Origin of the sequence: Nonomuraea rosea (genome assembly GCF_039539705.1) — a bacterium.
GTDB classification, from domain to species: domain Bacteria; phylum Actinomycetota; class Actinomycetes; order Streptosporangiales; family Streptosporangiaceae; genus Nonomuraea; species Nonomuraea rosea.
The window spans coordinates 188,715-213,513 of record NZ_BAABDQ010000015.1; the positions used below are offsets into that span (position 1 = coordinate 188,715).

Genomic DNA, 24,799 nt, shown 5'->3' on the forward strand with positions numbered 1-24,799 from the left:
CTCCCTAAAAGTTGGTGGTTATGGTGCCTACGACACGGTAGTCCCGGTCCACCAGCGGCAGCACGCGCCACTTGTCGAAGGCGGTGCAGGGGTGGGAGATGCCGAAAGCGAGCAGGTCACCGGGCCTGAGCCCGTCGGCGCGCACGACGGTGTGCTGGTCCTGCATCTTCGTGATCGTCACGCCGCCGCGCCGCGGGATCGGCAGCCCCTCGTCGTAGGGGGCGTCCCGCTTGCCCATGCCGATCACCGCCAGCCCGGGCTCGGGCGTGGACAGCACGTGCCCCCACACCTCCAGCGCCGGGCGCAGCTCGCCCTCGATCCGGTTGAACGGCGTGCGCTCCCGGTAGTAGCCGTCGTCGTGGGTGACGTAGGCGCCGCTGCGCAGCAGGATCCTGGCCTGGGTGGCGACGAGCTCCCTGCCGATCACGTCGAACCACTGGCTGCCGCCGACGGTCAGGATGGGGCTCTTGACGCGGATGTATTCGACGGCCTCCTGCAGCGCGCCCAGATAGCTCCTGACCTCTTCCTCGGTCTTCAGCGCGCCCTCGTAGCCGGCGATCCCGGCCAGCTCGACCCCCGGCGTCTCCTGCGCGTAGGCGACGACCTTCAGCAGCTCGTCCAGCGTCCGGCAGCCGGCCCTGCCGCCTTCGTGCCCCAGCTCCGCCAGCACCTGGAACGGCCGCGGCCCGGCATGTCGGGCCAGGATGTCCACCCCGGCCTCGGAGTCGACGAAGCTCAGGAACTCGAAGCCGGGATCGCGCGCCAGCTCCCCGGCCGCCCAGGCGAGCCCGGCGGGATCGACGATCTGGTTGGCCACCATGATCCGGCCGGCCCCGAAGCCCCTGACCACCTCCGCCTGCCGGGTGTTGGCCACGGTGAGCCCCCAGGCACCCGCTTCGAGCTGCAGTGCGGAGATCTCGGGAGACAGGTGCGTCTTGGCGTGCGGCGCCAGCTCCATGCCGTGATCGCGGACGAACGCCGCCATCGTCGCGACGTTGTGCTCCAGCGCGTCCTTGTGCACCACCATCAACGGAAAACCGAGACCGCCGTCGAACACCGACTGGCCGAGAATCGCCTGCACAACACCCCCCGTTTGTCCGCGTCCGACCCTATCTCAACCGGTTTATTGATCAAGATCGGAGCGCACGTCCAGGAGCGGCTCCCGTCAGCTCTCCCCCGGCCAGCACCCGGACTCCCGACACGAACACGTCGTCGACCCCGGTCGCGAGCGTGCGCGGAGCCGCGTACGTCGCCTGGTCGGCCACCGTGACCGGGTCGATCACGACCACGTCGGCCACGAAGCCGCCCCTCAGCAGCCCGCGGTCCGCCAGGCCGAAGCGCCGGGCCGGATGCGAGGCCAGGTGCACCACGGCCTGCTCCCAGGTCCAGTCGCCCAGCTCCCTGACGTGCCGGCCGAGGAACCTGGCGAACGCCCCGAACCCGCGCGGATGCGGATGACCGCCCACGTAGATGCCGTCGGACCCGCCGGTGTGCGAGGGGTGACGCAGCATCCTGCGTACGGACTCCTCGCCCTCCGGGCCCTCGTCGGGCCGCGCGGAGACGACCCCCGCCTCCAGCCGCGTCTCCGTCAGGAGGCGGCGGCAGAACTCGGCCGGCTCGACCCCCGCCCGCTCGGCCGCCGCGACCATGGTCAGGCCCTCGGCCCACTCCAGGCCCGGCGCGTGCGAGACGGTCAGCCGCGGCCACGTGCCGGTCAGCGTCGGCCACCAGTCGTCCAGCTCCCGCGACGCGATCATCTCCAGCGCGAGGTCGGTCTCGGCGCCCGGCACGGACGGCGGCAGCACGACCATCGCCAGGATCGTGTTGCCGCGCAGGTAGGGGTAGGTGTCGAAGGTGAGGTCCACGCCCTTGCCCAGCGCGTCCTCGACCAGCGGCATCAGCACCGGGGCGGGCCCGTGCAGGTGCGAGACGTGTACGGCGGCGCCGGAGCGCTCGGCGATGTCCACGACCTCCGCCATGCCCACCCGGGCCTGGGCCCCGTAGGCCCGCATGTGGGTGACGTAGGGGAGGCCGCCGAGCGGCCGGCACAGCGCGGCCAGCTCCTCGGCGGAGGCGTAGCGGCCCGGCAGGTATTCGAGCCCGCTCGACAGCCCCGCCGCGCCCTCGGACAGCCCCCGCTCGACGTGCCGCAGCATCCTGGCGAGGTCGTCGCGCGAGGCCGCGTCGGGCGAGGGCCCCATGACGTCGTAGCGGATGGTGCCGTGGGGCAGCAGGTACGCCGTGTTCAGCGCCACCGCGCGGTCGTAGCCGTCGAGCAGCTCCCCCACGCTCAGCGGCCCCTCGAACGGCACGCCCTGATCAGGGGCGCCGCCGGACAGCATCCCTTGCGAAAGGGCGCCGTTGACGGCCGCGAAGTACCGCGCGGCATAGGCCACCGTGGCGGCGGATCCCGGCGCATAGGACAGACCATCCTGTCCCAGCACGAACGTGGTCACCCCCTGCCGGAGCGCCGCCCGCTGCACGCCAGGGTCGAAGACGGCCGCGTCACCGTGCGCGTGGCAGTCCACGAACCCGGGCGCGACCAGCCGTCCCGTCGCGTCGATCACGGTCGCGGCCGGCACGCCGTCCAGCCTGCCGACCGCCGCGACCCGATCGCCCGCGATCGCCACGTCCGCCCGGAAGGGGGGCGCGCCCGTGCCGTCGATCACCCGGCCGCCGCTGATGACTACGTCGAACCTCACCCCAGGATTCAATCAGAGCCGCGACCCGATTCCTGGTCGCACTGGGCCGAGGCGAGGACGGGCCGCTCCGCCAGCAGGGCACGGGCCTGGGAACGGGCCAGGTTCCAGCCGTTCCACGGATCGGCGCGGTCCAGCCCGTTCGCCCTCACCACGTCAGCGAGCACGCAGCTGCGCTGCGGCTCCGGCAGCCGGTCCAGGGCCGGCACCGCCTCCGCGCCGAGATCGCCCAGGTAGTCGGAGTCCAGCTTCTGTACGCCGCGCACCTCCACCTGCGTGTAGGCGACCCGGAGATCGGGGTTCACGATCGCGAACGAGGCCAGCCCGAGCCCCGTGACCAGCACGATCGTCCGCGGCAGCCAGCCGGACCCGCGCCCGGCGAACCGGACCGCCCCGGCGATCAGCACCAGCGCGAACAGCGCGCCCAGCCACCAGACCGTGGCCTGCACGGACAGGCGCAGCCTGGACAGGCCGTAGGCGTCGGTGTAGAGGTTCATCCGGTGCAGGGCCGAGGCCAGCACCACCATGGTCAGCCCGCAGAGCACGCCGAGCAGCACCGCCAGCAGCCAGCGCTCGCGGCGCTCGACCCGCAGCAGCCCGGCGGCGACCGCCACGATGCCCAGCACGAACACGCTGACCACCACGAGCTGGAAGAAGCCCTGCCTGGCGTACTCGGCGTAGGTCAGCCCAGCCGTCCTCAGCACCCAGGTGTCGCCGCCGAACAGCGCCGTGATCTGCACCGCCACGAACGACGCGAACAGCAGGTTCACCGCCGTCAGCGGCACCAGCCACACGCTCCTGATCACGGTGACCTTGGTCTCCGGGCCCACCGGGTCGATCACGGGTCTGAGCGCGACCAGCACCACGCCGGCCAGCAGGACGGCGAAGAGCCCGAACAGGATGATCCGCCCAGGCAGGGATTCCGCCCAGTCCGGCGCGGTGGTCACGCGCTCCAGGTAGGAGGCGAATATCGCGTCCGCCGAGGCGAACAGCAGCCCGAACACCAGCAGCAGCACCACCGTGATGCCCAGCGCGGCCAGCATCGGCAGGACGCGCCGCCGGGCCGTCAGCCGCTTCATCGGCTTGGCCAGGAACCACGGCACGGGCCCGAGCGCGAGCAGCACGGACATGCCGCCCCTGATCACGCCCAGCCAGCCGGCGCCGGCCCCCGACACGGCCAGCGCCCCCAGCGCGGCCCCCGCCACGAGCAGGAGCGCGACCAGCCAGTCCGCGTCGCGGACCGCCGCCATGGAGATCAGCAGGTACGCCGTCACCCCGAACGCCACCGTCCACGGCGTCATCCGCCGCATCACGGCAGGCAGCGCGGCGGCGCCCAGCACCATCGCGACCAGCACGATCCCCAGCCCGACCTGCGCCTCGGGCAACGCCACCGCGGCGAACACGCCTGCCCCCGCCGCCGCGGGCAGCAGCCAGCGCGGCGGCTCCGGCAGCTCGGGGCGCGGGAAGAGCGGCGGCGGCACGTACGCGGGCGGCGGCCCCTGCTGCCCGGAAAAGCCCGGCTGTCCTTGGTACGGCGCGGGCCCCGGTCCCTGGTACGCCCCCGCCTGCCCCTGCTGCATCCCCTGGTACGACCCGGCCGTCTGCCTCTGCTGCATCCCCTGGGCCGCCTGGTAGGCCACCGCCGCAGTCCGCCGCCCGGACCCGGCCCCCAGCGCCACCCCGGTCGCGCCCAGCAGCGACACACACGCGACGAGCGTGACGAGCGCCAGCCCGTCGCCCACGGTCACGCTGACGAACACGGCCGCGAACATGCCCACCAGGAAGCCCACCAGCAGCCCGATCACGCCGCCGCCGATGATCCTGGCCAGGCTCCCGCCCGGGGCCGAGTACCCGACCCCGCCGCTCCCCGCGGCCCCGGCAGGAGCCCCCGCCCTCGGCACCTCCGCGACCACGGACGGGGCCCCATTGATGGACCCAGAGATCGGTGCTGCGGAGGCCGCCACACGCGGAATCACGGGCGCGACCACGGGTGGAACCACGGCGCCCACGCGCTCCTGAGCGGTGTCCCCGCCCACGAGCGCTTCCAGAGCCACGCGAGCGGCCTCAGTCTGCTGAGCGGCCTGCTGAGCGGTCTGCTGAGCGGCCTGCGCCACCAGGACGTCCTCGCCCGGTGCGGGAGCCGTGCCCTGCGCCGGGGCCGCAGGCTCGCCCTGCGCCGGGACGGCGTCCTCGACCGGTTCGATCGGAGCCACCAGCTCCGGCCGCGCCTCGTCCACCGCTCCCCGCTCGCCCTCCAACGGCGCGTCCGTCATCGTCGTCCTCCCTGGTAAATCGACCACCATGCGGCACCCCGCGCAGTCGTCGATACGAATGGAACCCCCGTGCAGCTCGACGATCTCCTTCACGATGGCCAGCCCCAGCCCGGCGCCCCCCGAGTCGGCCGCCCGCCCCGCGTCCAGCCGGGAGAAGCGCTCGAACACGCGTCCCCTGGCCGACTCCGGGATCCCCGCTCCCTGGTCGGCGACGGACACCCGCATCCCGGCCCCCTCCGCGACGCAGCTCACGGTCACCGCCCCGTCAGGGGGGCTGTGCCGTACCGCGTTGTCGAGGAGGTTCGCCAGGACCTGCGCGAGCAGGTCGGGGTCGGCGCGCACCGCCAGGCCGGCCGGGACCGACGCCCGGATCACCACGTCCTCGCGGGCCAGCGCCGCCTCCCGCACCGCCTGCTCGACCAGCGGCCCCAGCTCGATGGCCTCCGGCTCGATCAGCCGCACGCCGGAGTCCAGCCGCGACAGATCGAGCAGCTGGGCCACGAGGCGGCCGAGCCGCTCGGTCTGGGCGAGCGCGGTCCGCATGGTGACGGGGTCGGGGGCGGAGACGCCGTCCACGACGTTCTCCAGGACCGCGCGCAGGCCGGTGATGGGGGTGCGCAGCTCGTGGCTGACGTTCGCGATGAGCTCGCGCCGCTGCCTGTCCACCTCGCCGAGGTCGGCCGCCATCGCGTTGAACGCCCTGGCCAGCTCGCCGACCTCGTCCCGGGAGGTGGCGCGCACGCGCAGGCCGTAGCTTCCCTTGGCGATCGTCTGCGCCGCGCGGGCCATCTGGCGCAGCGGCTTGGTCATCCCCATGGCCAGGACCTGCACCATGATCAACGCCAGGACGACGGCGACCGCGATGCGCGTCTCGCGGGAGAGCCCGGAGTTGATGCCGACCTCGTTCACCACGAACGCCGTGCCCACGGCCAGCACGATCACGATCCCGAGCTTGACTTTGATCCGGCCGAGGAAGTCGAGCGGCCTCATCGTCGCACCAGGGCGTAGCCGACGCCGTGCACGGTGCGCACCACGTCGGAGCCCAGCTTGCGGCGCAGCGCGCGGACGTGGCTGTCCACGGTCCTGGTCGCCGCGGCCTCGGAGAAGCCCCACACGTCGGACAGCAGCCTGTCGCGCTCGAAGACCTGGCCGGGCCGCTCGGCCAGGCGGCGCAGCAGGTCGAACTCGGTCCTGGTGAGCTGCGCCTCGACGCCCCGCACGAACACCCGGCGGGCCGCCGTGTCGATCTCCACCTCGCCCACCCTGATCACGGTGTCCTCGACCGCGAGCTGGGAGGCGCGCTCGACCCGGCGCAGCAGCGCGTGGATCCTGGCCACCAGCTCGCGCATGCTGAACGGCTTGGCCAGGTAGTCGTCGGCCCCCACCCCCAGCCCGACCAGCACGTCGGTCTCCTCGCCGAGCGCCGTCAGCATGAGCACGGGCACCGGCCTGGCCGCCTGCATCCGGCGGCACACCTCCAGCCCGTCCAGCCACGGCAGCAGCCGGTCGAGTATCACCAGATCCGGATCCGCCTTGCCGTACTGGATCAGGGCGTCCTGCCCGTCCCCTGCCACTCTGACGTCGAAGCCCTCGGCGGCCAGCCTGTTCCGCACGGCGAGTGCGATCGTCGAGTCGTCCTCGACCACAAGGATGCGTCGCTGCTCTGCCACGTACGAAAGACTAGAAGCGCCCTGTGCAGACGACACTCCTAAATTTGTGCACAAACAGTGCAGACTTGTCGGAGTGAACACAGCCGCATACCTCCGCCGTCTCGGCCTGCCCACCCTGCTCGACGCTCCCACCAGCGCGGAGAGCCTGCGCGCGCTGCACGTCGCGCACATCGAGAAGGTCGCGTACGAGGCGCTGGAGATCTGGCTCGGCCGCCCCACGACCGTCGATCCGGCCGAGTCGGCCGGGCGGATCATCCGGGGCCGCGGCGGCTACTGCTACCACCTCAACGGCGCCTTCTCCGAGCTGCTCAGGGCGCTCGGGTACGACGTGACCAGGCACGTCGGCGGCGTGCAGATGCGCGGCGGCGCGCCCGGCATCACCGCCAACCACCTGGTGCTCACCGCCCGCGGCCTGCCCTCCGACGCCAACCCCGGCGGCGAGTGGCTGGTGGACGCCGGGCTCGGCGACGCGCTGCACGAGCCGCTCCCGCTGGTCGCGGGCACCTACACCCAGGGCCCCTTCACGTACGTCCTGCGCCCGTCCGAGGTCGCGCCCGGCGGCTGGCGGTTCGACCACGATCCGAGTGGTTCCTTCGACGGCATGGACTTCGGCCTGGCTTCCACCGGCATGTCCGCGTTCGCCGACATGCACCGGCAGCTGACCACCTCGCCGACGTCCGGCTTCGTCCGCGTGGCCACGGTCCAGCGGCGCGACGCGTACGGCGTGGACAGCCTGCGCGGGCTCGTGCTGTCGCGCATCGGCCACGGCGCCAGCTCGGTCACCCTGAGCACGGCCCGCGACTACTACGCGGCGCTGGAGGACATCTTCGTGCTGCCGCTCGACGACGTGAGCGCCGAGGAGAAGGACAAGCTGTGGCGCAAGGTGTACGACGCCCACGAGGCCTGGCTGTCCGGTGCGCCACAGTAGCGACGTGCCAAATCGTGTGATGGCCGCGTGATGGTCGCGTGACGTCCCGGTAGCGGGCGGGCGCTAACGTGCACCTCGACATGGGAGAGACCAGGAAACTGGCCGGCCGCTACCGGCTGCTCAACCCCCTGGGCACGGGGTCCGTACGCCTGGCCTTCGACGAGTCCGGACACCGTGACGTCGCCGTCAAGGAGCTGCGCGTCCCCGCCGAGTTGCGCGAGATCGCGCTGCAGGAGGCGCACAGAGCGGCCGGGCTGCGGCACCCCCTGATCGTGCGGGTGCTCGACGTGGTGGTCGAGGACGGGACGCCGTGGCTGGTCATGGAGTTCGTGTCGGGGGCGTCGCTGGAGCAGACCGTGCGCTCGCGCCGGCCGCTGCCGGTCGCGCAGGCGGCCAGGGTGGGGGTCTGTCTCCTGTCCGCGCTGTCGGCCGCGCACGCGGCGGGGATCGTGCACGGGCGGGTGGATCCCGGCAAGGTCCTGCTCACCACCACGGGCCGGGCGGTGCTGACCGGGTTCGGGTCCCCGAGTCTCAGCATGCTGCCGTCGGCCGATCTGTGGGCGCTGGCCGCCACGCTGCACTTCGCCGTCGAGGGGCGCCCGCCCGGCCAGGTGCCCGCCGAGGGCGCCGACCCGCTCAGGTCGCTGCTGCGGGCGATGCTGCACCCCGCGGGGCCGCCGCCGGACTCGGTGGTGCGCGAGACGCTCGAACGGCTGGCCGCGGACCGGCCGCTGGACGCCGTCGTGGCGACGTCGGGGCCGCTGCCGCCCGCCCGGGTGGCCGCGATCGGGCTGGCCGTGATCGACCAGCTGGAGGCGGCCGGCGGGTTCCACGGCGGGGTGCAGCCGGGCAACATCATGATCGGCGCGGGGACGCGGCTGCTGCCCCTGCCGCGTGCCGGGACGCTGCCCGCCTACACGGCTCCAGAGGCCGCCCCGACCCTGGCCGCCGACCTGTGGTCGCTGGGGGCCACGCTCTTCATGGCGGTCGAGGGCGCGCCGCCCACGCCGGGCGCGCCGCTCACCCGGGCGGGAGCGCTGGCTCCCGTGCTGTTCCGGCTGCTGTCGGGCAACCCGCTGGACCGTCCCACCCCCGACGAGCTGCGCAGGGAGCTCCGCGCGATCACCGGCGAACGGCCATGAAGCGCCGCGCGCTTTGCGCAACAATTGCGATACATCGCGTTGAGGAACCAGAGCCGGGGGTTCGTTCGTTGGACCGGCGACGCAGAATGTGGGAGAGGCGGGGCGTGCGCTCCGCGTTCGGAGGAAGTTGAGGATGTCGCCAGTCCAGAAGTACGCCATTGGTGCAGGCGCTGCCGTGTTGCTCTCGCTGATCTTCTTCGGAACCGGATGGATCACCCTGCTGGTCATCCTCGGCGTGGTCGCAGCCCCGGTGGTCGGCTACCTGATGCTCGACCCGTCGCAGCGCGAGCGGCTCAAAAGAGCCCGCAGGCGCGGCCTCGGCCGCTGAGCCCGGCGGCGGGGGCCGCTCTCAGGCCTCCGCCGCGGCCTGCGCCGTCTGCACGCGCTGGGTCACCCTGCGCTCGACGTAGAAGGACAGGAACGGGACGGTGCCGCCGAGCATGACGCCGAGCATGTACGGCCAGCTCCAGCGTGCCTTCATGCCCAGATTCATGACGGCGATCAGATAGATCATGTAGAGCCCGCCGTGAATGGGGGCGATGACCTTCGACATCTCCGCCTCGCCGAAACCGTAACGCAGCACCATGGCGACGCAGAGCACGAGCAGCATGACGCCGACCACGTACGCGAGCACCCGGAAGGGCTTCAGAGCCGATTCCACCGTTAACCTTCCAGAACCATCTCAGGGGACGACTTGCCGCGGTCCCGATCGCTTCGCACGGCATCGCGGACGAAGTGAAACCACATGAAGACGGCGAATCCAGCGAAGATCCACCAGTTGGCGGCGTAAGCCAGGTTACGCCAGGTTAGTGTGCCGCCCACGATCGGTGGCGCGGCTTTGACCTGAGTCAGCGAGCCTGACGGCGGCTCCGCGACCACATATCCGGTGCGCACCTTCTGCCCGGTCCACAGGTTGACCAGCTCGCCCGTGGAGACCGTCTGCACCTGACCGGCCGGCAGGCCCTCCGCGCGCCGCTGCACGCTGTCGGTGCCCTCCTGCGGTCGCAGCCGTCCGGCCACCGCGACCCTGCCCTGCGGCACGGCCGCCACCGCGGGGTCGTCCGGCTTGGCCGTCCAGCCCCGCACGACCGGCATCAGCGTGCCGTCGTCGAGCCTGAGCGGCGTGAGCACCCAGTAGCCGTGGTCGCGCGAGACGTTGCCGCCCGGGGCGTCCACGTCGGCTCGCCGGTCGGCGACGAGGAGCTGGCGGCCGGCGTCGTAGGAGCCCTCGGCCGTGACCCTCCGGCTCACGACCTCACCGTTCATCTGCGCGCCCACCGGGGCCAGCGTCGCGACCGCGACGGGCCCCGGATCCACGGAGGTGTGCGGCTTTCCCGAATCCTGGAAGACCCCGAGCTGCCAGCGTCCGAGCAGGATGAACGCCACCAGAACCCCGAGCGTCAGCAGGTGGAGCCCCATGACGCGGGGGGAGAGCAGGGTCCGGAGCATGCTTCAAAAGTATCCGCCGGGTGGGGCGGTCCCCTAATCAGCCCATACCTACAGATCCCGCCAAACCGTGCAAAAGCCGCAGGAGGTCACGCTAGGCTGCTGGCCATGTCTGACCAGCACATCGACCCGGCGGGCAACACTCAGGCTTTCCGCGCGTTCGCGAACGCGCGTGAGCAGGAGGCCGCCGCCGCGGCCAAGCCGAAGAAGTCGCCGCTGCTCCCGATCATCGCGGTCGTCCTTGCGATCGTGATCATCGGCGTCGCCGCCTTCCTGCTGCTGAAGTAGCCGGCAGGAGGCCACACCCGCTGCGGAACACCGCGGCGGGTTTTCGACGTTCCCTGGGTGATGTCCAAATGTGACAGGTTTCACCCTGGACGGAATCCGGAGGCGCTTCTTACATTAGACCTAGCGTCCAATAAGCGCGCGTCCCGGAGGTCACATGACTGAGCCAGGGATAGTGATCATCGGTTCCGGCTTCGCCGGGATCGGCATGGCCATCAAGCTGAAGGAAGCCGGCTACCACGACTTCGTCATCCTGGAGAAGGCCCCCGACCTGGGCGGCACCTGGCGTGACAACACCTATCCCGGCTGCGCGTGCGACGTGCCCTCGCACATGTACAGCTACTCGTACGAGCTGAACCCGGACTGGTCGCGGATGTTCGCCCCGCAGGAGGAGATCTGGGACTACCTCCGCGCCTGTGCCGCCAAATACGGCATCACCCCGCACCTCCGGTACGGCAAGCGCGTCGTGGCCCTGGAGTACGACGACGAGCGGCGCGACTGGTCGATCACCACGGATGACGGCGAGGCCCTGCGGGCGAAGGCCGTGATCTCGGCCATCGGCGCCCTCCATATACCGAAATTTCCTGATATTGAGGGACGTGAGACCTTCCGTGGTCCCGCCTTCCACTCCGCCGAATGGGACCACTCGGCCGGCCTGACCGGCAAGCGCGTGGCCGTCGTCGGCACCGGCGCGTCCGCCGTCCAGTTCGTCCCCCAGCTCGCCCCCAGCGTCGCCGAGCTGACCGTCTTCCAGCGCACGCCCCCATGGCTGCACCCCAAGCCCGACTTCGCCGTCCCGCCCGCCATGAAGCGCGTCCTGCGCCTGCCGGGGATGGCCAGGACCCTGCGCGACGGGATCTACTGGGCGCTGGAGACCAGGGCGCTCGGCTTCGCCGTCGATCCGCGCCTGATGAAGACCCACGAGAAGCTCGCGCTCAACCACCTGAAGGCCCAGGTCCCCGACCCCGGGCTGCGCCGCGACCTCACGCCCGGCTACCTGATCGGCTGCAAGCGCATCCTCATCTCCAGCGACTACTACCCGGCCCTGACCAGGGACAACGTCTCGCTCGTCACCGACCCGATCACGCGGATCAGGCCGCACACGATCGTGACCGCCTCCGGCGCCGAGCACGAGGTGGACGCCATCGTCTACGGCACCGGCTTCAAGGTCGTGGACGCGCTGGCCGAGCAGCGGATCGTCGGACGGGGCGGACGCAAGCTCCAGGACGCCTGGCAGGACGGCGTGGAGGCCTACTACGGGATCGCCACCGCCGGCTTCCCCAACCTGTTCTTCCTGCTCGGCCCCAACACGGGCCTCGGGCACAACTCGGTCGTGTTCATGATCGAATCGCAGGTCCGCTATGTCCTGAACTGCCTGCGCCTGCTCTCCAGGACCCAGGCCAGGGCCATGGACGTCAAACCGGGCGCGCAGCGGGCGTTCAACCGCGCCCTGCACGAACGGCTCGACCCCCTGGTGTGGAACGCGGGCGGCTGCACGTCCTGGTATCTGGACGAGCACGGAGTGAACAGGACGATCTGGCCCGGCTTCACCTTCGAGTACTGGGCGCGTACCAGGAAGGTGCAGCCCGGCGCCTACGAGCTCATCTACTAACGCCTACCGCAGATGCTGCCCGCGCTCAGGCCCCGCTCCCGGCAGGAGGGAAGCGGTCCTGCCAGAAGCCGGCGATGGCGTCCCGTGATCCAGACGTCGTCGCGCGCACTGATCCGGTCGAGCACCCGTAGCAGGCCCGCCAGCCGGGCGGGCCGCCCGATGATCCCTTGTAGAACTTGGTGTCGTTGACGTCCAGCGAACAGCGGAGATCCTGCGTCAGCCGGGCGCCCTCGCCTTCCAGCTCTTCGACGCGAAGACGACGCCCCTGCTGCGTGCGGCCGAGTACGAAGCCCCCGGCGTCTCCCGTTTCCAGGCCGACTCGATCGCCGAGCTCGCCGAGCAGGCCGGCATCGACCCCGCCGGGCCGGCCGCCACGGTCGAGGAGTACAACGCGGCCACCCGCCCCGGCACGACTACCCCGGCGGGAGTGGCCTCGCCGCCGGTTCGGTGGTCGGCCGCCGGGCGGGCGCCGAAGCCGCCGCACTCGCGTCGGCCGGCGCCCTGGCCTCCTGACCCGCCGGCTGAGACGGGTCAGTGGCTCATCTGCCCGGCGCGACCACCATGGCGCTGCCGCCGCCGCGCCTGGACGGCTCGGCCACGGCCTGGATCCGGCCGCGTCCGACGAACTCCAGCGCCGTGGCGGCGCCGATCTCCGGGTTGAGGACGAAGCTGTGTCCCTTGGCCTCCAGCTCGGCCCGGTATTTGTCCAGGAACGCCTGCTCGGCCTGCGTCTGCGCGGTGTTGCGCTGGGTGGCGCGGGGCGCGGCGAGCGCGTCCGGCAGGTTCATGCCCAGCTCGTACCGGTTGACGAGGATCTGCAGGACGGTCGTGATGATGGTCGAGCCGCCGGGCGAGCCCGCCGCCAGCACCGGCTTGCCGTGGTCGAACACCAGCGTCGGCGCCATCGACGAGCGCGGCCGCTTGCCGGGGGCGGGCAGGTTCGGGTCGCCGGGGGCCGGGCCGAACGTGAAGTCGGTCAGCTCGTTGTTGAGCAGCACGCCGCGTCCGGGCACGACGATGCCGTTGCCGCCGGTGGACTCGATGGTCAGGTTGTAGGCGATCACGTTGCCCCAGCGGTCGGCGACCACCAGGTGGGTGGTCTCCGGGCCCTCGTCCGCGACCGGGGTGGCGGTGCCCGTCGGGGCGGGGCAGGTCTCGTACGAGCCGTCCGGGTTGCCCGGCGCGGCCGGGTGGGCCATCGCCGTGGCGCCGACCAGGCAGGACCGCTCCTTGGCGAAGCCGTCCGACAGCAGCTCCTTGAGCGGGACGCCGGGGAGGTCTCCGACGTACTTGCCGCGGTCGGCGAAGGCCAGCCTGGAGGCCTCCAGATATTCGTGCAGGCCGACGCCGGGGAGCGCTTCGAGGATGTTGAGCGCCTCACCGACCGTCGAGCCGCCGGAGGACGGGGGCGCCATGCCGTACACGTCCATGCCGTTGTAGGAGACCTTGGTGGGCTCGCGCAGGAGCGCGCGGTAGGCGCGCAGGTCGGACAGCTCCATCAGGCCGGGCCTGACGTTGCGGGTGCTGCCGGGCGTGAGCGGCGGCTGCTTGACGGTGGCCACGATCTCCTCGCCGAGCCGGCCGCCGTACAGCCAGCTCGGGCCGCGTTTGCCGAGCTCCCGGTACGTGGCGGCGAGCTCGGGGTTCCTGAACGTCGAGCCGACGGGCGGCGGGGCGCCGTTCGGGAGGTAGAGCTTGGCCGTGGTGGAGATGTCCTTGAAGCGGGCGAGGTTCGCGTTGGTCTGGTCGTAGAAGGTCTGGTCCACGACGAAGCCCTTGGAGGCGACCTCGATGGCGGGCTGGAGTGCCTGTTTGAGGGAGAACGTACCGAATCTGCGTAGGGCCAGGTCCCAGTTCGCGACCGTACCCGGCACTCCGGCCGACAGTCCGCTGGTGACGCCCTCGTCGAACGGGATGCCTTCGAGCGTCGTCGAGGTCATGGCCTGCGGTGCGGTCTCACGGCCGTCGATCGTGAAGACCTTACGCTGCCTGGCGTCGTAGTAGACCATGAAGCCGCCGCCGGCCAGGCCCGACGAATACGGCTCCGTGACGCCGAGCACCGCGCCGGCGGCGACGGCGGCGTCCACGGCGTTGCCGCCCTTCCTGAGCACGGCGATGGCGGCCTTGCTGGCGTCGAGGTCGACGGTGGCGACGGCACCGCCGTACCCCTCGGCGACCGGGACTTTCTGCTGCGGTTGCGCCTGCGCGGGCGGCGCGGACACGAGAGAGACGAGGACTGCTGCTGCGGGAACGATCACTCGGCGCATGGTCTCCACGATGGCCCAGCTACGCCCATCGTGGTAGGGCCCCCTCACACGCTGGGATGATGCGCTGGTCAGAGCCGTGATCTAGCGTAGGAACGTGCGCGGGAAGCTCGGATTCGACCCTTATCTCGCCCTGATCGTGGCCGCCGCCCAGATGGTGATCGCCAAGGGCGCCACCTGGGGGCAGCAGACGTTCAGGGAGCCGCTGGACCCCTACGCCTATGCGTTGCTGCTGGTGGGGCCGCTGGCGATCCTGGCGCATCGCCGTTTCCCGCTGCTCACGACCGCCGCCGCGCTCGCCGCCTGCGACCTCTTCCTCGTCGGCGGGTACGCCTACGGCCCGAGCTTCATCAGCCCGGGAGTCCTGCTGTTCCTGCTGGTCGTCCGGGGCAAGCGGCTGATCGCCTGGTTCATGGCGGGGATGACGCTGCTCTCGTTCATCAGCTACGCCTGGCTGGTCGGCAATCGCGACCTCTTCCACAACGTGTGGATACTCACCTTCCTCATGCTGCTCATGGTGCTGGCCGAGCTGGTCAGGATCGTCAAGGAGCGGCGGGCCGAGCGCGAGCGCACCGCCGAGGAGGAGGCCAGGCGGCAGGCCAGCGAGGAGCGCCTGACCATGGCGCAGGAGCTGCACGACGTGCTGGCGCACAACATCTCGCTCATCCACGTCCAGGCGTCCACCGCGCTGCACCTCATCGACGACAACCCCGAGCAGGCCAGAACCGCTCTGGCCACCATCAAGACGGCCTCCAAGGAAGTTCTTGGAGAAATGCGCTCGGTGCTGAACGTTCTGCGCGAAGGCGCCCCCCGTTCCCCGACCGCCGGGCTCGACCGCCTCGACGATCTCGTCGAACGCTCGGGGCTGCGGGTGACGCTCAAACGCGTCGGCTCGCGCCCGCTGCCGACCTCGGTCGAGCGGGCGGCGTACCGGATCGTGCAGGAGTCGCTCACCAACGCCGCCCGCCACGCCCCCGGCTCCGAGGTGACCGTGCGGCTGGAGTACGGCGTGCAGGAGCTGGCCGTCCTGGTGCGGGACACGGGCGCGACCGCGCCTGCTGTACTGTCCGAGTCCGGCAGCGGCAACGGCATCCCCGGCATGCGCGAACGGGCCTCCGCGCTGGGCGGCACGCTGGTCGCGGGCCCGCTGCCGGTCCCTGAAGGCACCGGCTTCCAGGTCGAGGCCCGGCTGCCACTACCCGAGGAGACGTCATGATCAAGGTGCTGCTGGCCGACGACCAGGCGCTGGTACGGGCAGGGTTCAAGGCGCTGCTGAACGCCCAGCCGGACATGACCGTGGTGGCCGAGGCGGCCGACGGCGCCGAGGCGGTGCGGCTGGCCGGCGAGCATCATCCTGACGTGGTCCTGATGGACATCCGCATGCCGGGCACCGACGGGCTGACCGCCACCCGCCAGATGCCGCCGGGGCCGCACATCATCATCCTGACCACGTTCGAGCTGGACGAGTACGTCTTCGAGGCGCTGCGCGGCGGGGCCAGCGGCTTCCTGGTCAAGGACACCGAGCCGGCCGAGCTGATCCAGGCGGTCCGGGTGGTGGCGGCGGGCGAGGCGCTCCTGTCGCCCAGCGTGACCCGCCGCTTGATCGCCGAGTACGCCTCCCGTGCCAAGGAGCCGATCGTCACCGACGGCCTCGACCAGCTCACCGACCGCGAACGCGAGGTGCTCGCCCTGGTCGGGACCGGGATGACCAATGACGAGATCGCCGCCAAGCTGTTCATGTCCCCTGCTACGGCCAAGACGCATGTGAGCCGGGCGATGATGAAGCTGCACGCCCGTGACCGGGCCCAGCTCGTCGTGATCGCCTACGAGTCCGGGCTGGTCAAGCCGGGCTGGCTCTGACCTTCCCTTTCAGGCGTGGGAGGACGCGCGGCCGAACCACTCCTCGGCCGCTCGGGCCAGCCCGTCCGTGCCCGCCCAGGCCACGTACCCGTCGGGGCGGATCAGCAGCGTGCCGGCGGGCGGGTCCTCGGCACGGGCCCGTACGACGTCGATCCAGTCGGCGCAGTCGTCGGGCACGGTGCCGCCGCCGCCCAGGTCGAGCAGCACGGGCCGGGCCCGGCGCATCAGCTCGGCCACCCGCCGCCCGTCCGCCAGCGCCAGATCCGGCACGAACCGGCCGACCAGCGAATGCCCACCGCCCTCGGAGCCTTGACCTGTGTCGGGGCCTTGACCGGAGTCGGGACCTTGACCGGCCTCGCGGCCTAGACCGGAGTCGGGGCCGTACCGGGCGTATCGGGTGTCGGAGCCCTGCAGCATCGCGGCGAGGTGCCGTGCGGCCTGCTCGTACGCGAACACCTCGGTGAGCAACGCCCGCAGCGCCTCGCCGTCCGCGCCCTCCGCCCGGTCGAGCGCCGCCTGGGCCCGGGTCTGGATCATGGCCCGCTCGGCGACGGGCCGGCGCTCGGACTCGTACGTGTCCAGCAGCCACTCCGGCCCCCGCCCGCGCAGCCCGGCGGCCAGTTTCCAGGCGAGATTGGCCGCGTCCGTCATGCCGACGTTGAGCGCCGAGCCGCCCGCGGGGAACAGGTGAGCCGCGTCCCCCGCCAGGAACACCCGCCCTTCCCGGTACCGCTCGGCCAGCCTGGCCTGCGAGACCGTGCTCGACAGCCAGATCGGCTCGCCCAGCGGCAGGTCCTCGCCCACCACCCGGCGCACGGCCGCCCTGAACTCCTCCAGCTTCACCGGGCCGTCCGAGTACGTGCCCTTCTCCCTTACCCCGGCGATCACCACGCCCTGCTGGAGCGAGGTGAGCAGCACGCGGCCGGTGGGCATCTGGTTCCAGCCCGGCTGCAGGCCGCTCACCTGCGGGGACTCGAACAGGTGCACGTCGGCGGCGAAGTGCCCGAGCCGCAGCACCTCGTCGTCCGTGGTGCCGGGGAACCCGACGCCGGCCAGCTCCCGCAGCCTGCTCCGGCCGCCGTCGCAACCCACGACATAACGCGCCCGCACCTCCCGCCGCCCACCGCCCTGGGGCTCGATGCCGAGGGTCACGCCATTCTCGTCCTGGGCCAGCGAGACCACCTCCTGCCCGCGCCTGATCTCGACCCCGAGCTCTGCCGCCCGCTCGGTCAGCAGCCGCTCCAGCCTGGGCTGCTGGATCATCAGCAGCCGCAACGGAATGTCGTCCAGCCCCGCGAACCGCAGCGGCACCGAGCCGAACGGGAACCCGGGAGCCCGCCCCGAGAACGGGCTGCCCGCGCTGAAGCGCTCCAGCAGGCCGCGATGGTCGAGTAAGTCGATGATCTGCCCGCCCAGGCCGTTCGCCTTGGGGAGGTCACCGGGCTCCGGTCTCTTCTCCAGCACGATCGGGCGGATCCCCGCCAGGCCCAGCTCGCACGCGAGCATGAGGCCCACCGGACCCGCACCTACGATCAGCACATCTTCCATGCGTGTCAGGCTAGATTGACAAAAGGCGAGCTGTCAAGCTAGCCTGACACCGTGGACGTAACAGAGCTGTCCGAGCGGATCAGGTCGAGCGACCCGGCCATGGGCCTGCGGGCGGTGGGCGCGCTGCACCGGCTGGCCGAGCAGGTCGAGGCGATGTCGGTGGCGCAGGCCAGGGAGCAGGGCTGGACCTGGGAGCAGATCGGCGACGCGCTCGGCATGTCACGGCAGTCGGTGCACGCCAAATACGGAAAGTGAGGGTCTCACCATGTTCGGCAGCAAGAAGAGCCCGTTCGCGGTGGTGGTCAAGGCCGCGTTCGATGAGGCCAGGCAGCGCGGGGACCGGCGGCTCGGCACCGAGCACCTGCTGCTCGGCCTCCTGCACCACGGCGACTCCGCGCAGGCGCTGGGCGTGGACCTCGCCACCGCGCGCACGGCACTCGACGAGCTCGACCGGGCGGCGCTGCGCATGCTGGGCCTGGAGGTCGGCGACATGCCGCCCACGGCGCCGCGCAAGCATCCGGCGGTCCCCGGCACCGCGATCACGTCGAGCGCCCGAGCGGTCATCAACCAGGCCATCAAGGCCACGACGGGGAAGACCCGGTCCACCCAGGCGCCCCGCCACCTCACCCTCGCCCTCCTGGCCCAGGACCGCCCGGACCCGGTCGCCCAACTGGTCGACCAGCTCGGCATCGACCGAACGGCCGTCCGCACCCGCATCGCCTGACCCGCGGCCCACCCCACCCCACAAGTCCCCGGCCCTCCTGAACGGCCAGCCGAGCGAGCCGCACGCCCGCCGCACCCGAACGACCGCCCGCGCCACGTGACGCCGCGCGCCTCACGCCCCTCCGCCACGTGACCCCGTCATCCCGAACGGCCGCAGCCGCGCGACCGGCCGCGCCACATCACACCCCTCGCGGCATAACTCCCCACACCCAAAAGGGCCGCACCCGCGCCAGTCCGGTGCGTCCGAAAGGTGCGGCAGTTGGGGGAAATTTGGTTGTACGCCCGCCGGCCCCGCTGACAAGGTCGGAGGATGCGGCGCACATACGACGACCTCGTCCAAGAGGCGGACACCGTCTCCGTGGACGGCTGGGACTTCTCGTGGCTCGACGGCCGGGCCACCGAGGAGCGGCCCTCGTGGGGTTACGCCAAGCTGCTCGGCCGGCGGATGGCCGCAGCGCGGGCCGCGCTCGACGTCCAGACCGGCGGTGGCGAGATCCTGGCCGGGGTGCCGGTCCTGCCACCGATGACGGTGGCCACCGAGTCGTGGCCGCCCAACCTGGAGCTGGCCGCCTCCCGGCTGCGCCCGCGCGGCGCGTACGTGGTGGCCGACGACGAGGAGCCGCGCCTGCCCTTCGCCAACGGGGTCTTCGACCTGGTGACCAGCCGCCACCCGGTGGCAACGTGGTGGGCGGAGATCGCCCGCGTGCTGCGGCCCGGCGGGACCTACTTCTCCCAGCAGGTCGGGCCGTGGAGCGTCGCCGAGCTGACCGACTACTTCTACGGGCCGCACGACGGCTCCAGCCGCGATCCTGAGCAGGCCAGGCAGGCGGCCGAGTCCGCCGGGCTGGAGGTCGTGGACCTGCGGTTCGAGCGGCTGCGGATGGAGTTCCGCGACATCGGGGCGGTGATCTACTTCCTGCGGAAGGTGATCTGGATCGTGCCGGGGTTCTCCGTCGCGCGTTACCAGGACAAGGTGCGCGAGCTGCATGACCGGATCGAGGCCGAGGGGGCGTTCGTGGCGCATTCGTCCCGGTTCCTCATCGAGGCGAGGAGGCCCGATGGCCAGGCTGCGTGACGTCGTGGTGGACTGCGTGCATCCGGCGTCGCTGGCCAGGTTCTGGGCCGCCGCGCTCGACGACTACGCCGTGGCGCCCTACGACGAGGCCGAGCTGGCGCGACTGCGCGGCGAAGGGATCGAGGATCCTGAGGACGATCCGACGGTCCTGGTCGAGGGCGGGTCGCCACGGCTGTGGTTCCAGCGGGTGCCCGAACGCAAGATCGTCAAGAACCGCCTCCACCTCGACCTCCGAGCCGACGACCTCGATGCCGAGATCGCCCACCTGACCGGGCTGGGCGCCAGGCTGCTGGCCACGTACGACGACTGGGTGCTCATGGCGGACCCGGAGGGCAACGAGTTCTGCCTGGCCGAAGCCTAAGCCGGGCCTAGGCGAAGTCGGCCGCGTGGTCCCTGGCCCACTGCGCGAACGTACGGGCAGGGCGTCCCGTCACCTCCTCCACCGTCGTGGTGAGCACGGGCGGCGGCCCGTCGAGCATCTGGGCGTAGCCGTCGAGCAGCGCGTCGGCGAACGCATCAGGGAAGGAGTCGTCGGCCAGCAGCCGCCGCCGCTCCTCCTCGCGGGTCAGCTCCTGCCAGCGCAACGGGCGGCCGAGCGCGTCGCCGATGATCCGTACCTGCTCGGTCTGGGTCAGCACCTCCGGACCGGTCAGCACGTAGCGGACCCCGTCGTGACAGAGCGGGCCCGAGGTCAGGGCGCGCGCGGCGACGGCGGCGAGGTCGCGTTCGTGCAGCATCGCCATCGGCACCGCCCCGTACGCGCCGCGCACCACGTCGCCCGCCCGGATCTGGCCGGCCCACCAGAGCGCGTTCGCCGCGAACGTGCTCGGCCAGAGCATCGTCCAGGCCAGCCCCGACTGCTCGACGCACTGCTCGACGTCGTGGTGCGAGCGGCCCACGGACGAGTCCGGCTGGTCGCGCACCGCTCCCGAGGAGAGCAGGACGATGCGGCGCGCGTGCCGCCTGATCGCCTGGACGACGGCGGGCGCGGCGTCGGCGGTGTGGAAGGGCCAGATGAGGAACACCGACTCCACGCCCTCCAGGCAGCGGCCGATGGTTTCGAGCTCACCCTGGACGACCTCGGCCGCCTTCGGCAGCCCGGCCGCGGCGGGGTCGCGGCGGGTCAGCGCGCGTACGGGCCGGCCCGCCTCGACGAGCTGGTGGACGAGCTGACGGCCGACGTTCCCGGTGGCTCCTGTTACGAGAATCATGTGGTCAAGGGTGGCCGCGACCCCGCAACCAGCCCCACCTTCTCGCGATATTTCGGTGAATATCCTCCAGGTGAATACCCTGATGCGATGGAATCCGCCACCCTCGACGACACCGACCGCGCCCTGGTGCACGCCTTGCAGCTCGACGGCCGCGCCCCCTTCGCCAGGATCGCGGACGTGCTGGGCGTCTCCGAGCAGACCGTGGCCCGCCGCTACCGCAGGCTGTCGGCGGCCGGCGTGATCAGAGTGGTCGGCGGGGTGGACGGACTGCGGCTCGGCCACACGCCCTGGACCCTCCGCGTACGCTGCACGCCCGACGCCGGCCCGGCCATCGCCGAGGCCCTGGCCAGGCGGCCCGACACGTACTGGGTGCATCTGCTGTCCGGCGGCACCGAGATCTCGTGCTTCACCCAGTCCCCCGACGCGGTCCTGCTGGAGAAGCTGCCGCGGACCCGCCGCGTCCTGGACATGACCGCGCACTCGCTCCTGCACGGCTTCGCCACGCCCGAGGGCTGGCAGGGGCTGGCCTGCCTGACCGAGGAGCAGGCCGCGCGCCTGCGCCCCGCGCCGCCGGACGGACGGGACGACCTCCTCCCCCAGGAGGAGGACCGCCCCCTCCTCGACGCGCTGGCCAGGGACGGCCGGACCGGGTACCCCGAGCTCGCCGGGGCCACCGGCTGGTCGGAGTCCGCCGTCAAGCGCCGGCTCGGCCGGCTCAGGGCCTCGGGCGCGCTCCGCATCCAGCTCGACTACTCCCCCCGGCTCCTCGGCTACCGCGCCGAGGCCAGGCTGTGGCTGTCCGTACGCCCGTCCGCGCTGCTCGACGTGGCCACGACGCTGTCGGGTCATCCGGAGATCTCCTTCACCGCCGTCACCACCGGCCCGACGAACCTCCTCGCCACCGCCGTCTGCCGCGACAACGCCGGCCTGTACCGCTATCTCACGGAACGGGTCAGCGCCCTGGACGCGATCCAGACCCTGGAGACCGCCCCCGTCCTGAGGACGATGAAACGCACCGGCGCCCTACCCCCGCAGGCGTACGGCCGGCCCGTCTGAGCACTCCCCCAGGCGCAGGAAGAACGCCGCCCGGTGTCCGATTCGGCGAGCGCCTCTCCGGCGGACCCTTGAGGTACACGTCAAGGAGGAGACATGCACAGCATCACCGAATGGGGCGCCCAGTGGGGTCCGCACTGGGGCGGCGGCTTCTCGCCGGTCATCCCGCTCGTCTGGGGCCTGTTCTGGGTCGCCGTCGTCGCGTTCGCGATCACGGCCAGGCGCAGAGGCTGGTGGGGCCCGCACCGTACGGCCGCCCCCACCGCGGCCGGCCCCACCGCGTCGGCGGAGCAGATCCTCGCCGAGCGGTACGCCCGCGGCGAGATGAGCGACGACGAATACTTCGAAAAGATATCCGTTCTCAAAGGCGGGTCTGCATAAACATCACTAAGGGTGCAACAAGTGTCACTGGCCGCATCCAGGATGCCGCGTTACGTTTCGTATACCGGCTTCATAGAGAGTGGGGACAGGAATGCAGTCCATCGCCAGGTTCTGCGGCCAGTGCAGTTGTGGTTGCCCCGAGCTGTTCGTCGACCACACGGCGCCTGAGGAGCGTCAAGTGGTCATCACCGACGACTTCGGGCAGCGCGTCGAGATGAGCCTCGACCAGTTCGGCTCGATCGTGGAGGCCGCCAAGAGCGGCGCTCTGGACAGCCTGGCGCTCGTCCACTGAGCGCACAGGCCGCCACCCTGCTCGCCGGCGGAGTAGCCGCCGGGCTTCTGGCGGGGACCGCCACATGCACGGCAGCGCAGGGCGGGCTCCTCATGGGCCTGATCGACCACTGCCATGGTCGCGATCCCGCGCTGGTCGGCTGGTTCCTCGCAGGGCGGCTGGCCTCCTACACCACGGCGGGCGCGTTGCTCGGCCTGCTCGGCTCGGTCGTCAGCCTGCCGCCCCAGGCGCGGGCGGTGCTGCTGATCGCAGCCGGCGTCACCGTGATCGTCTTCGCCGTCCGGCTCATGAGACGCGGCCGCGCCGACTGCGCGCCGCCGTCGCGCGCCGCGTCCTCCCGCTACAAGGCGCCCCTGCTGGGCGCGGCCACCATCCTGGTGCCCTGCGGCGTGACGCTCGGCGTGGAGATGATCGCGATCTCCAGCGGCTCCCCGGTGGCGGGGGCGGCGGCCATGGCGGGGTTCGTCGTCGGCACCGCTCCCGCCTTCGCCCTGCTCGGGTACGTCCTGCGCCGCGTCTCCCGGACCCGGCTGGCCCGGTTCGCCGGGGTCGCGGCGATCGCCGCCGGCCTCTGGACGGCGGGTGCCGGAGTGAACCTGGGCGGCTGGCTCCCCGGCCCCGCCGCGCCCCCCGCGGCCGGCCCGGGGGCCCAGACGGTCACGGTGTTCGCCACCCGCGACGGCTACCGGCCCGCCATGGTGACGGCGCGCGCGGGCGTCCCGGTCGAGGTGGTCTTCAAGCTGGTGGACCGGGGCTGCACGGGCACGGTGGCGATCGAGGGGCGCGACGTCGCGCTGCCGGCCACCGTACGACTGCCGCCGCAGCGGCCCGGGTCGCTGCGTTACGTCTGCGGGATGGGCATGTATACGGGCTTCATCAACTTCTCGTAAGGCTTGTCGGCGATTACCGTTCGCGATCGAGCGATCACGTGCCAGTCTGTCGCCATGTCCTGGCAAGGAGAGGTGGCGGCACCGGCCGTACCGGCACCGCGCGTGGGAGACGAGCCCGAATTGCTGACCGCCGCACGGTCGGGCGACGCGCAGGCCGCGCACCGGCTGGGCAAGCTGTACGCCCAGCACGGCGACCGGGCGGCCGCCCGGCTCTGGTGGGAGCGGGCCGCCGCGGGCGGGAACGTCGACAGCGCCTACAACCTGGGCATCTGGCACGAGAAGCACGGCAGCCTGGAGGAGGCCGTCACCTGGTACGAAATCGCCGCGGGCACCGGCGACGCCGAGGCGGCGGCGAACCTCGCCACGCTCCTGCTGGAGCAGCGCGGCGACCTGGAGGCGGCCAGGGGCTGGTTCGAGAGCGCGGCGCGGGCCGGGTCCAGGACCGCCGCGCGCAGGCTGGCGCTGCTGTGCGAGGACGCGGGCGAGCTCGCGGCGGCGCGCGAGTGGCATCGGCAGGCGGCCGGCGACGGCGACGTGGCCTCGGCCCACGATCTGGGCTTCCTGGCCTACTCCTCGGGCGACGACGCGGAGACCGTGCGCTGGTGGGAGTACGCGGCGCGGGGCGGCCACGCGGACTCGGCGTACTGCATGGGCCTCTACCTGCACGCCAGCCGCGACCCCGAGGGCGCGGAGGCCTACTACCGGCTGGCCGCCAAGAGCGAGCACGCCGGCGCCGCCTCCCAGCTCGGCGGCGTCGCGCTGTCGAGGGGCGACCTGCGGACCGCCCGCGCCTGGTTCGAGCAGGCCGCGGGCACCGGGCGGGCGGAGGACCAGCGGATGGCCGGGTTCGTGTGCGTGGAGCTGGGCGACTGCGCGGCGGCCAGCCACTGGTTCGGCCGGGCGGCGGCGGGCGGGGACGCCGAGTCGGCCTTCAACTACGGGCTGCTGCTCATCGCCGAGTTCGGCGACCTGGCCGGGGGCCAGCACTGGTTCAGGCAGGCGGCCAGAGCCGGGCACCACGGGGCCGCGGTCGAGCTGGGCGGGCTGCTGTCGGTGGCCGGCGAGCTCGGCGAGGCGCAGGAGTGGCTGTCCGATCCCCCGCCGCCCGCATGGGGGCGGCCCGCCGAGCCCGAGCTGGCCGCCAGGGCCGAGCTGGCCTCGGCCGCCACCGGGCGCAGGGGCGACGTACCGCTGGCCGTCACCGATCTGACGGAGGTCCTGGCCACGTGGGACCTGGTGACCAGGCCGCTGCACGACCATTCGGACGTGATCGGGTGGCTGGTCGAGCGGAGTGGGGTGCATATGAGCGCGATCGAGCACCTGGCGTCGGTGCGCGGCACGCTGCTGCGGCCCGGCAGCGCGCCGTGGCCGGGGATCGGCGAGATCGAGCACGTCCTGGCCACGGCCCGGAACCTGCGGCACCGCCTCGGCATCCGATAAACCGGCG

At 72.1% G+C, this 24,799-nt stretch carries 26 protein-coding genes; 16 read left to right on the forward strand and 10 right to left on the reverse strand.

What is annotated here, in order from left to right; translation table 11 throughout:
• Positions 1–4 precede the first annotated feature (4 nt).
• Genes ABEA43_RS31535 through ABEA43_RS31550 form a run of 4 tightly spaced genes read right to left on the reverse strand, consistent with a single transcriptional unit; the run spans position 5 to position 6,642 of the window.
• Entirely contained in the window at positions 5–1,081 is a 1,077-nt protein-coding gene (locus ABEA43_RS31535) for an alanine racemase (protein WP_345567517.1), read from the reverse strand.
• Between the two features lie 49 nt (positions 1,082–1,130).
• Positions 1,131–2,702 carry an N-acyl-D-amino-acid deacylase family protein gene (locus tag ABEA43_RS31540; RefSeq protein WP_345567519.1) on the reverse strand — a complete coding sequence of 524 codons (1,572 nt, stop codon included), beginning with the start codon at positions 2,700–2,702 and terminating at the stop codon, positions 1,131–1,133.
• An 8-nt stretch (positions 2,703–2,710) separates the two neighbouring features.
• Complete coding sequence (locus tag ABEA43_RS31545; RefSeq protein WP_345567521.1) at positions 2,711–5,962, reverse strand: DUF4153 domain-containing protein; 3,252 nt, start codon at positions 5,960–5,962, stop codon at positions 2,711–2,713.
• Positions 5,959–6,642: a response regulator transcription factor gene (locus ABEA43_RS31550; RefSeq protein WP_345567523.1), complete on the reverse strand. Its 684-nt coding sequence runs from the start codon at positions 6,640–6,642 to the stop codon at positions 5,959–5,961. The genes ABEA43_RS31545 and ABEA43_RS31550 overlap by 4 nt, the downstream gene beginning before the upstream one ends.
• A gap of 73 nt (positions 6,643–6,715) precedes the next feature.
• On the opposite strand from ABEA43_RS31550, the gene ABEA43_RS31555 reads away from it, so the two are divergent.
• The 3 genes from ABEA43_RS31555 to ABEA43_RS31565 all read left to right on the forward strand — a co-directional run bounded on the left by ABEA43_RS31555 (position 6,716) and on the right by ABEA43_RS31565 (position 9,040).
• On the forward strand, positions 6,716–7,570 hold the full coding sequence (locus ABEA43_RS31555) for an arylamine N-acetyltransferase family protein (protein ID WP_345567525.1): 855 nt from the start codon (positions 6,716–6,718) through the stop codon (positions 7,568–7,570).
• An 80-nt stretch (positions 7,571–7,650) separates the two neighbouring features.
• Complete coding sequence (locus ABEA43_RS31560; protein ID WP_345567527.1) at positions 7,651–8,712, forward strand: protein kinase domain-containing protein; 1,062 nt, start codon at positions 7,651–7,653, stop codon at positions 8,710–8,712.
• A 175-nt stretch (positions 8,713–8,887) separates the two neighbouring features.
• Positions 8,888–9,040, forward strand: coding sequence for a hypothetical protein (locus tag ABEA43_RS31565; protein ID WP_345567529.1), 153 nt, complete (start codon positions 8,888–8,890; stop codon positions 9,038–9,040).
• A gap of 21 nt (positions 9,041–9,061) precedes the next feature.
• On the opposite strand, the gene ABEA43_RS31570 is transcribed toward ABEA43_RS31565, so the two are convergent.
• Both ABEA43_RS31570 and ABEA43_RS31575 read right to left on the reverse strand, forming a co-directional pair.
• Positions 9,062–9,373 (reverse strand): DUF3817 domain-containing protein, encoded by a 312-nt coding sequence (locus tag ABEA43_RS31570; RefSeq protein ID WP_345567531.1) that lies wholly within the window; start codon positions 9,371–9,373, stop codon positions 9,062–9,064.
• A gap of 2 nt (positions 9,374–9,375) precedes the next feature.
• A complete protein-coding gene (locus ABEA43_RS31575; protein WP_345567532.1) occupies positions 9,376–10,161 on the reverse strand; it encodes an SURF1 family protein in 786 nt (261 codons plus the stop codon).
• 105 nt (positions 10,162–10,266) lie between these two features.
• On the opposite strand from ABEA43_RS31575, the gene ABEA43_RS31580 reads away from it, so the two are divergent.
• On the forward strand, positions 10,267–10,446 hold the full coding sequence (locus ABEA43_RS31580; RefSeq protein WP_345567533.1) for a hypothetical protein: 180 nt from the start codon (positions 10,267–10,269) through the stop codon (positions 10,444–10,446).
• 154 nt (positions 10,447–10,600) lie between these two features.
• Positions 10,601–12,055 (forward strand): flavin-containing monooxygenase, encoded by a 1,455-nt coding sequence (locus ABEA43_RS31585; RefSeq protein ID WP_345567534.1) that lies wholly within the window; start codon positions 10,601–10,603, stop codon positions 12,053–12,055.
• A 216-nt stretch (positions 12,056–12,271) separates the two neighbouring features.
• Here ABEA43_RS31585 and ABEA43_RS31590 read toward each other — a convergent pair whose 3' ends face one another.
• Both ABEA43_RS31590 and ggt read right to left on the reverse strand, forming a co-directional pair.
• Positions 12,272–12,445: a hypothetical protein gene (locus ABEA43_RS31590; RefSeq protein WP_345567535.1), complete on the reverse strand. Its 174-nt coding sequence runs from the start codon at positions 12,443–12,445 to the stop codon at positions 12,272–12,274.
• 149 nt (positions 12,446–12,594) lie between these two features.
• Complete coding sequence (ggt, locus tag ABEA43_RS31595) at positions 12,595–14,322, reverse strand: gamma-glutamyltransferase (protein ID WP_345567536.1); 1,728 nt, start codon at positions 14,320–14,322, stop codon at positions 12,595–12,597.
• A 94-nt stretch (positions 14,323–14,416) separates the two neighbouring features.
• On the opposite strand from ggt, the gene ABEA43_RS31600 reads away from it, so the two are divergent.
• Together ABEA43_RS31600 and ABEA43_RS31605 are read left to right on the forward strand one after the other, a co-directional pair.
• The gene (locus ABEA43_RS31600; RefSeq protein ID WP_345567538.1) at positions 14,417–15,535 is read left to right on the forward strand and encodes a sensor histidine kinase; all 1,119 of its coding nucleotides are present in this window, start codon (positions 14,417–14,419) and stop codon (positions 15,533–15,535) included.
• A complete protein-coding gene (locus ABEA43_RS31605; RefSeq protein WP_345567540.1) occupies positions 15,532–16,179 on the forward strand; it encodes a response regulator transcription factor in 648 nt (215 codons plus the stop codon). The genes ABEA43_RS31600 and ABEA43_RS31605 overlap by 4 nt, the downstream gene beginning before the upstream one ends.
• 9 nt (positions 16,180–16,188) lie before the next feature.
• Here the strand turns inward: ABEA43_RS31605 and ABEA43_RS31610 are convergent, their stop codons facing one another.
• Positions 16,189–17,727, reverse strand: coding sequence for an FAD-dependent monooxygenase (locus ABEA43_RS31610; RefSeq protein WP_345567542.1), 1,539 nt, complete (start codon positions 17,725–17,727; stop codon positions 16,189–16,191).
• A gap of 51 nt (positions 17,728–17,778) precedes the next feature.
• Here ABEA43_RS31610 and ABEA43_RS31615 point away from each other — a divergent pair, with 51 nt between their 5' ends.
• The 4 genes from ABEA43_RS31615 (at position 17,779) to ABEA43_RS31630 (ending at position 19,886) form a co-directional block, all read left to right on the forward strand.
• The gene (locus ABEA43_RS31615) at positions 17,779–17,982 is read left to right on the forward strand and encodes a hypothetical protein (protein ID WP_425570385.1); all 204 of its coding nucleotides are present in this window, start codon (positions 17,779–17,781) and stop codon (positions 17,980–17,982) included.
• A 10-nt stretch (positions 17,983–17,992) separates the two neighbouring features.
• Positions 17,993–18,451: a Clp protease N-terminal domain-containing protein gene (locus ABEA43_RS31620; RefSeq protein ID WP_345567544.1), complete on the forward strand. Its 459-nt coding sequence runs from the start codon at positions 17,993–17,995 to the stop codon at positions 18,449–18,451.
• Between the two features lie 309 nt (positions 18,452–18,760).
• Entirely contained in the window at positions 18,761–19,525 is a 765-nt protein-coding gene (locus tag ABEA43_RS31625; RefSeq protein ID WP_345567545.1) for a class I SAM-dependent methyltransferase, read from the forward strand.
• On the forward strand, positions 19,509–19,886 hold the full coding sequence (locus ABEA43_RS31630; protein ID WP_345567546.1) for a VOC family protein: 378 nt from the start codon (positions 19,509–19,511) through the stop codon (positions 19,884–19,886). Before ABEA43_RS31625 ends, ABEA43_RS31630 begins: the two co-directional genes overlap by 17 nt.
• Positions 19,887–19,893: 7 nt before the next feature.
• Here ABEA43_RS31630 and ABEA43_RS31635 read toward each other — a convergent pair whose 3' ends face one another.
• The gene (locus tag ABEA43_RS31635) at positions 19,894–20,736 is read right to left on the reverse strand and encodes an SDR family oxidoreductase (protein WP_345567547.1); all 843 of its coding nucleotides are present in this window, start codon (positions 20,734–20,736) and stop codon (positions 19,894–19,896) included.
• Between the two features lie 87 nt (positions 20,737–20,823).
• On the opposite strand from ABEA43_RS31635, the gene ABEA43_RS31640 reads away from it, so the two are divergent.
• The 5 genes from ABEA43_RS31640 to ABEA43_RS31660 all read left to right on the forward strand — a co-directional run bounded on the left by ABEA43_RS31640 (position 20,824) and on the right by ABEA43_RS31660 (position 24,792).
• The gene (locus ABEA43_RS31640) at positions 20,824–21,792 is read left to right on the forward strand and encodes an Lrp/AsnC family transcriptional regulator (RefSeq protein WP_345567548.1); all 969 of its coding nucleotides are present in this window, start codon (positions 20,824–20,826) and stop codon (positions 21,790–21,792) included.
• Positions 21,793–21,885: 93 nt separating this feature from the next.
• Positions 21,886–22,170 (forward strand): SHOCT domain-containing protein, encoded by a 285-nt coding sequence (locus tag ABEA43_RS31645; RefSeq protein WP_345567550.1) that lies wholly within the window; start codon positions 21,886–21,888, stop codon positions 22,168–22,170.
• Positions 22,171–22,261: 91 nt separating this feature from the next.
• Positions 22,262–22,462, forward strand: coding sequence for a hypothetical protein (locus ABEA43_RS31650; RefSeq protein ID WP_345567552.1), 201 nt, complete (start codon positions 22,262–22,264; stop codon positions 22,460–22,462).
• 47 nt (positions 22,463–22,509) lie between these two features.
• Entirely contained in the window at positions 22,510–23,352 is an 843-nt protein-coding gene (locus tag ABEA43_RS31655; RefSeq protein ID WP_345567654.1) for an urease accessory protein UreH domain-containing protein, read from the forward strand.
• Between the two features lie 54 nt (positions 23,353–23,406).
• Complete coding sequence (locus ABEA43_RS31660; RefSeq protein WP_345567554.1) at positions 23,407–24,792, forward strand: tetratricopeptide repeat protein; 1,386 nt, start codon at positions 23,407–23,409, stop codon at positions 24,790–24,792.
• The last annotated feature ends 7 nt before the right edge of the window (positions 24,793–24,799 follow it).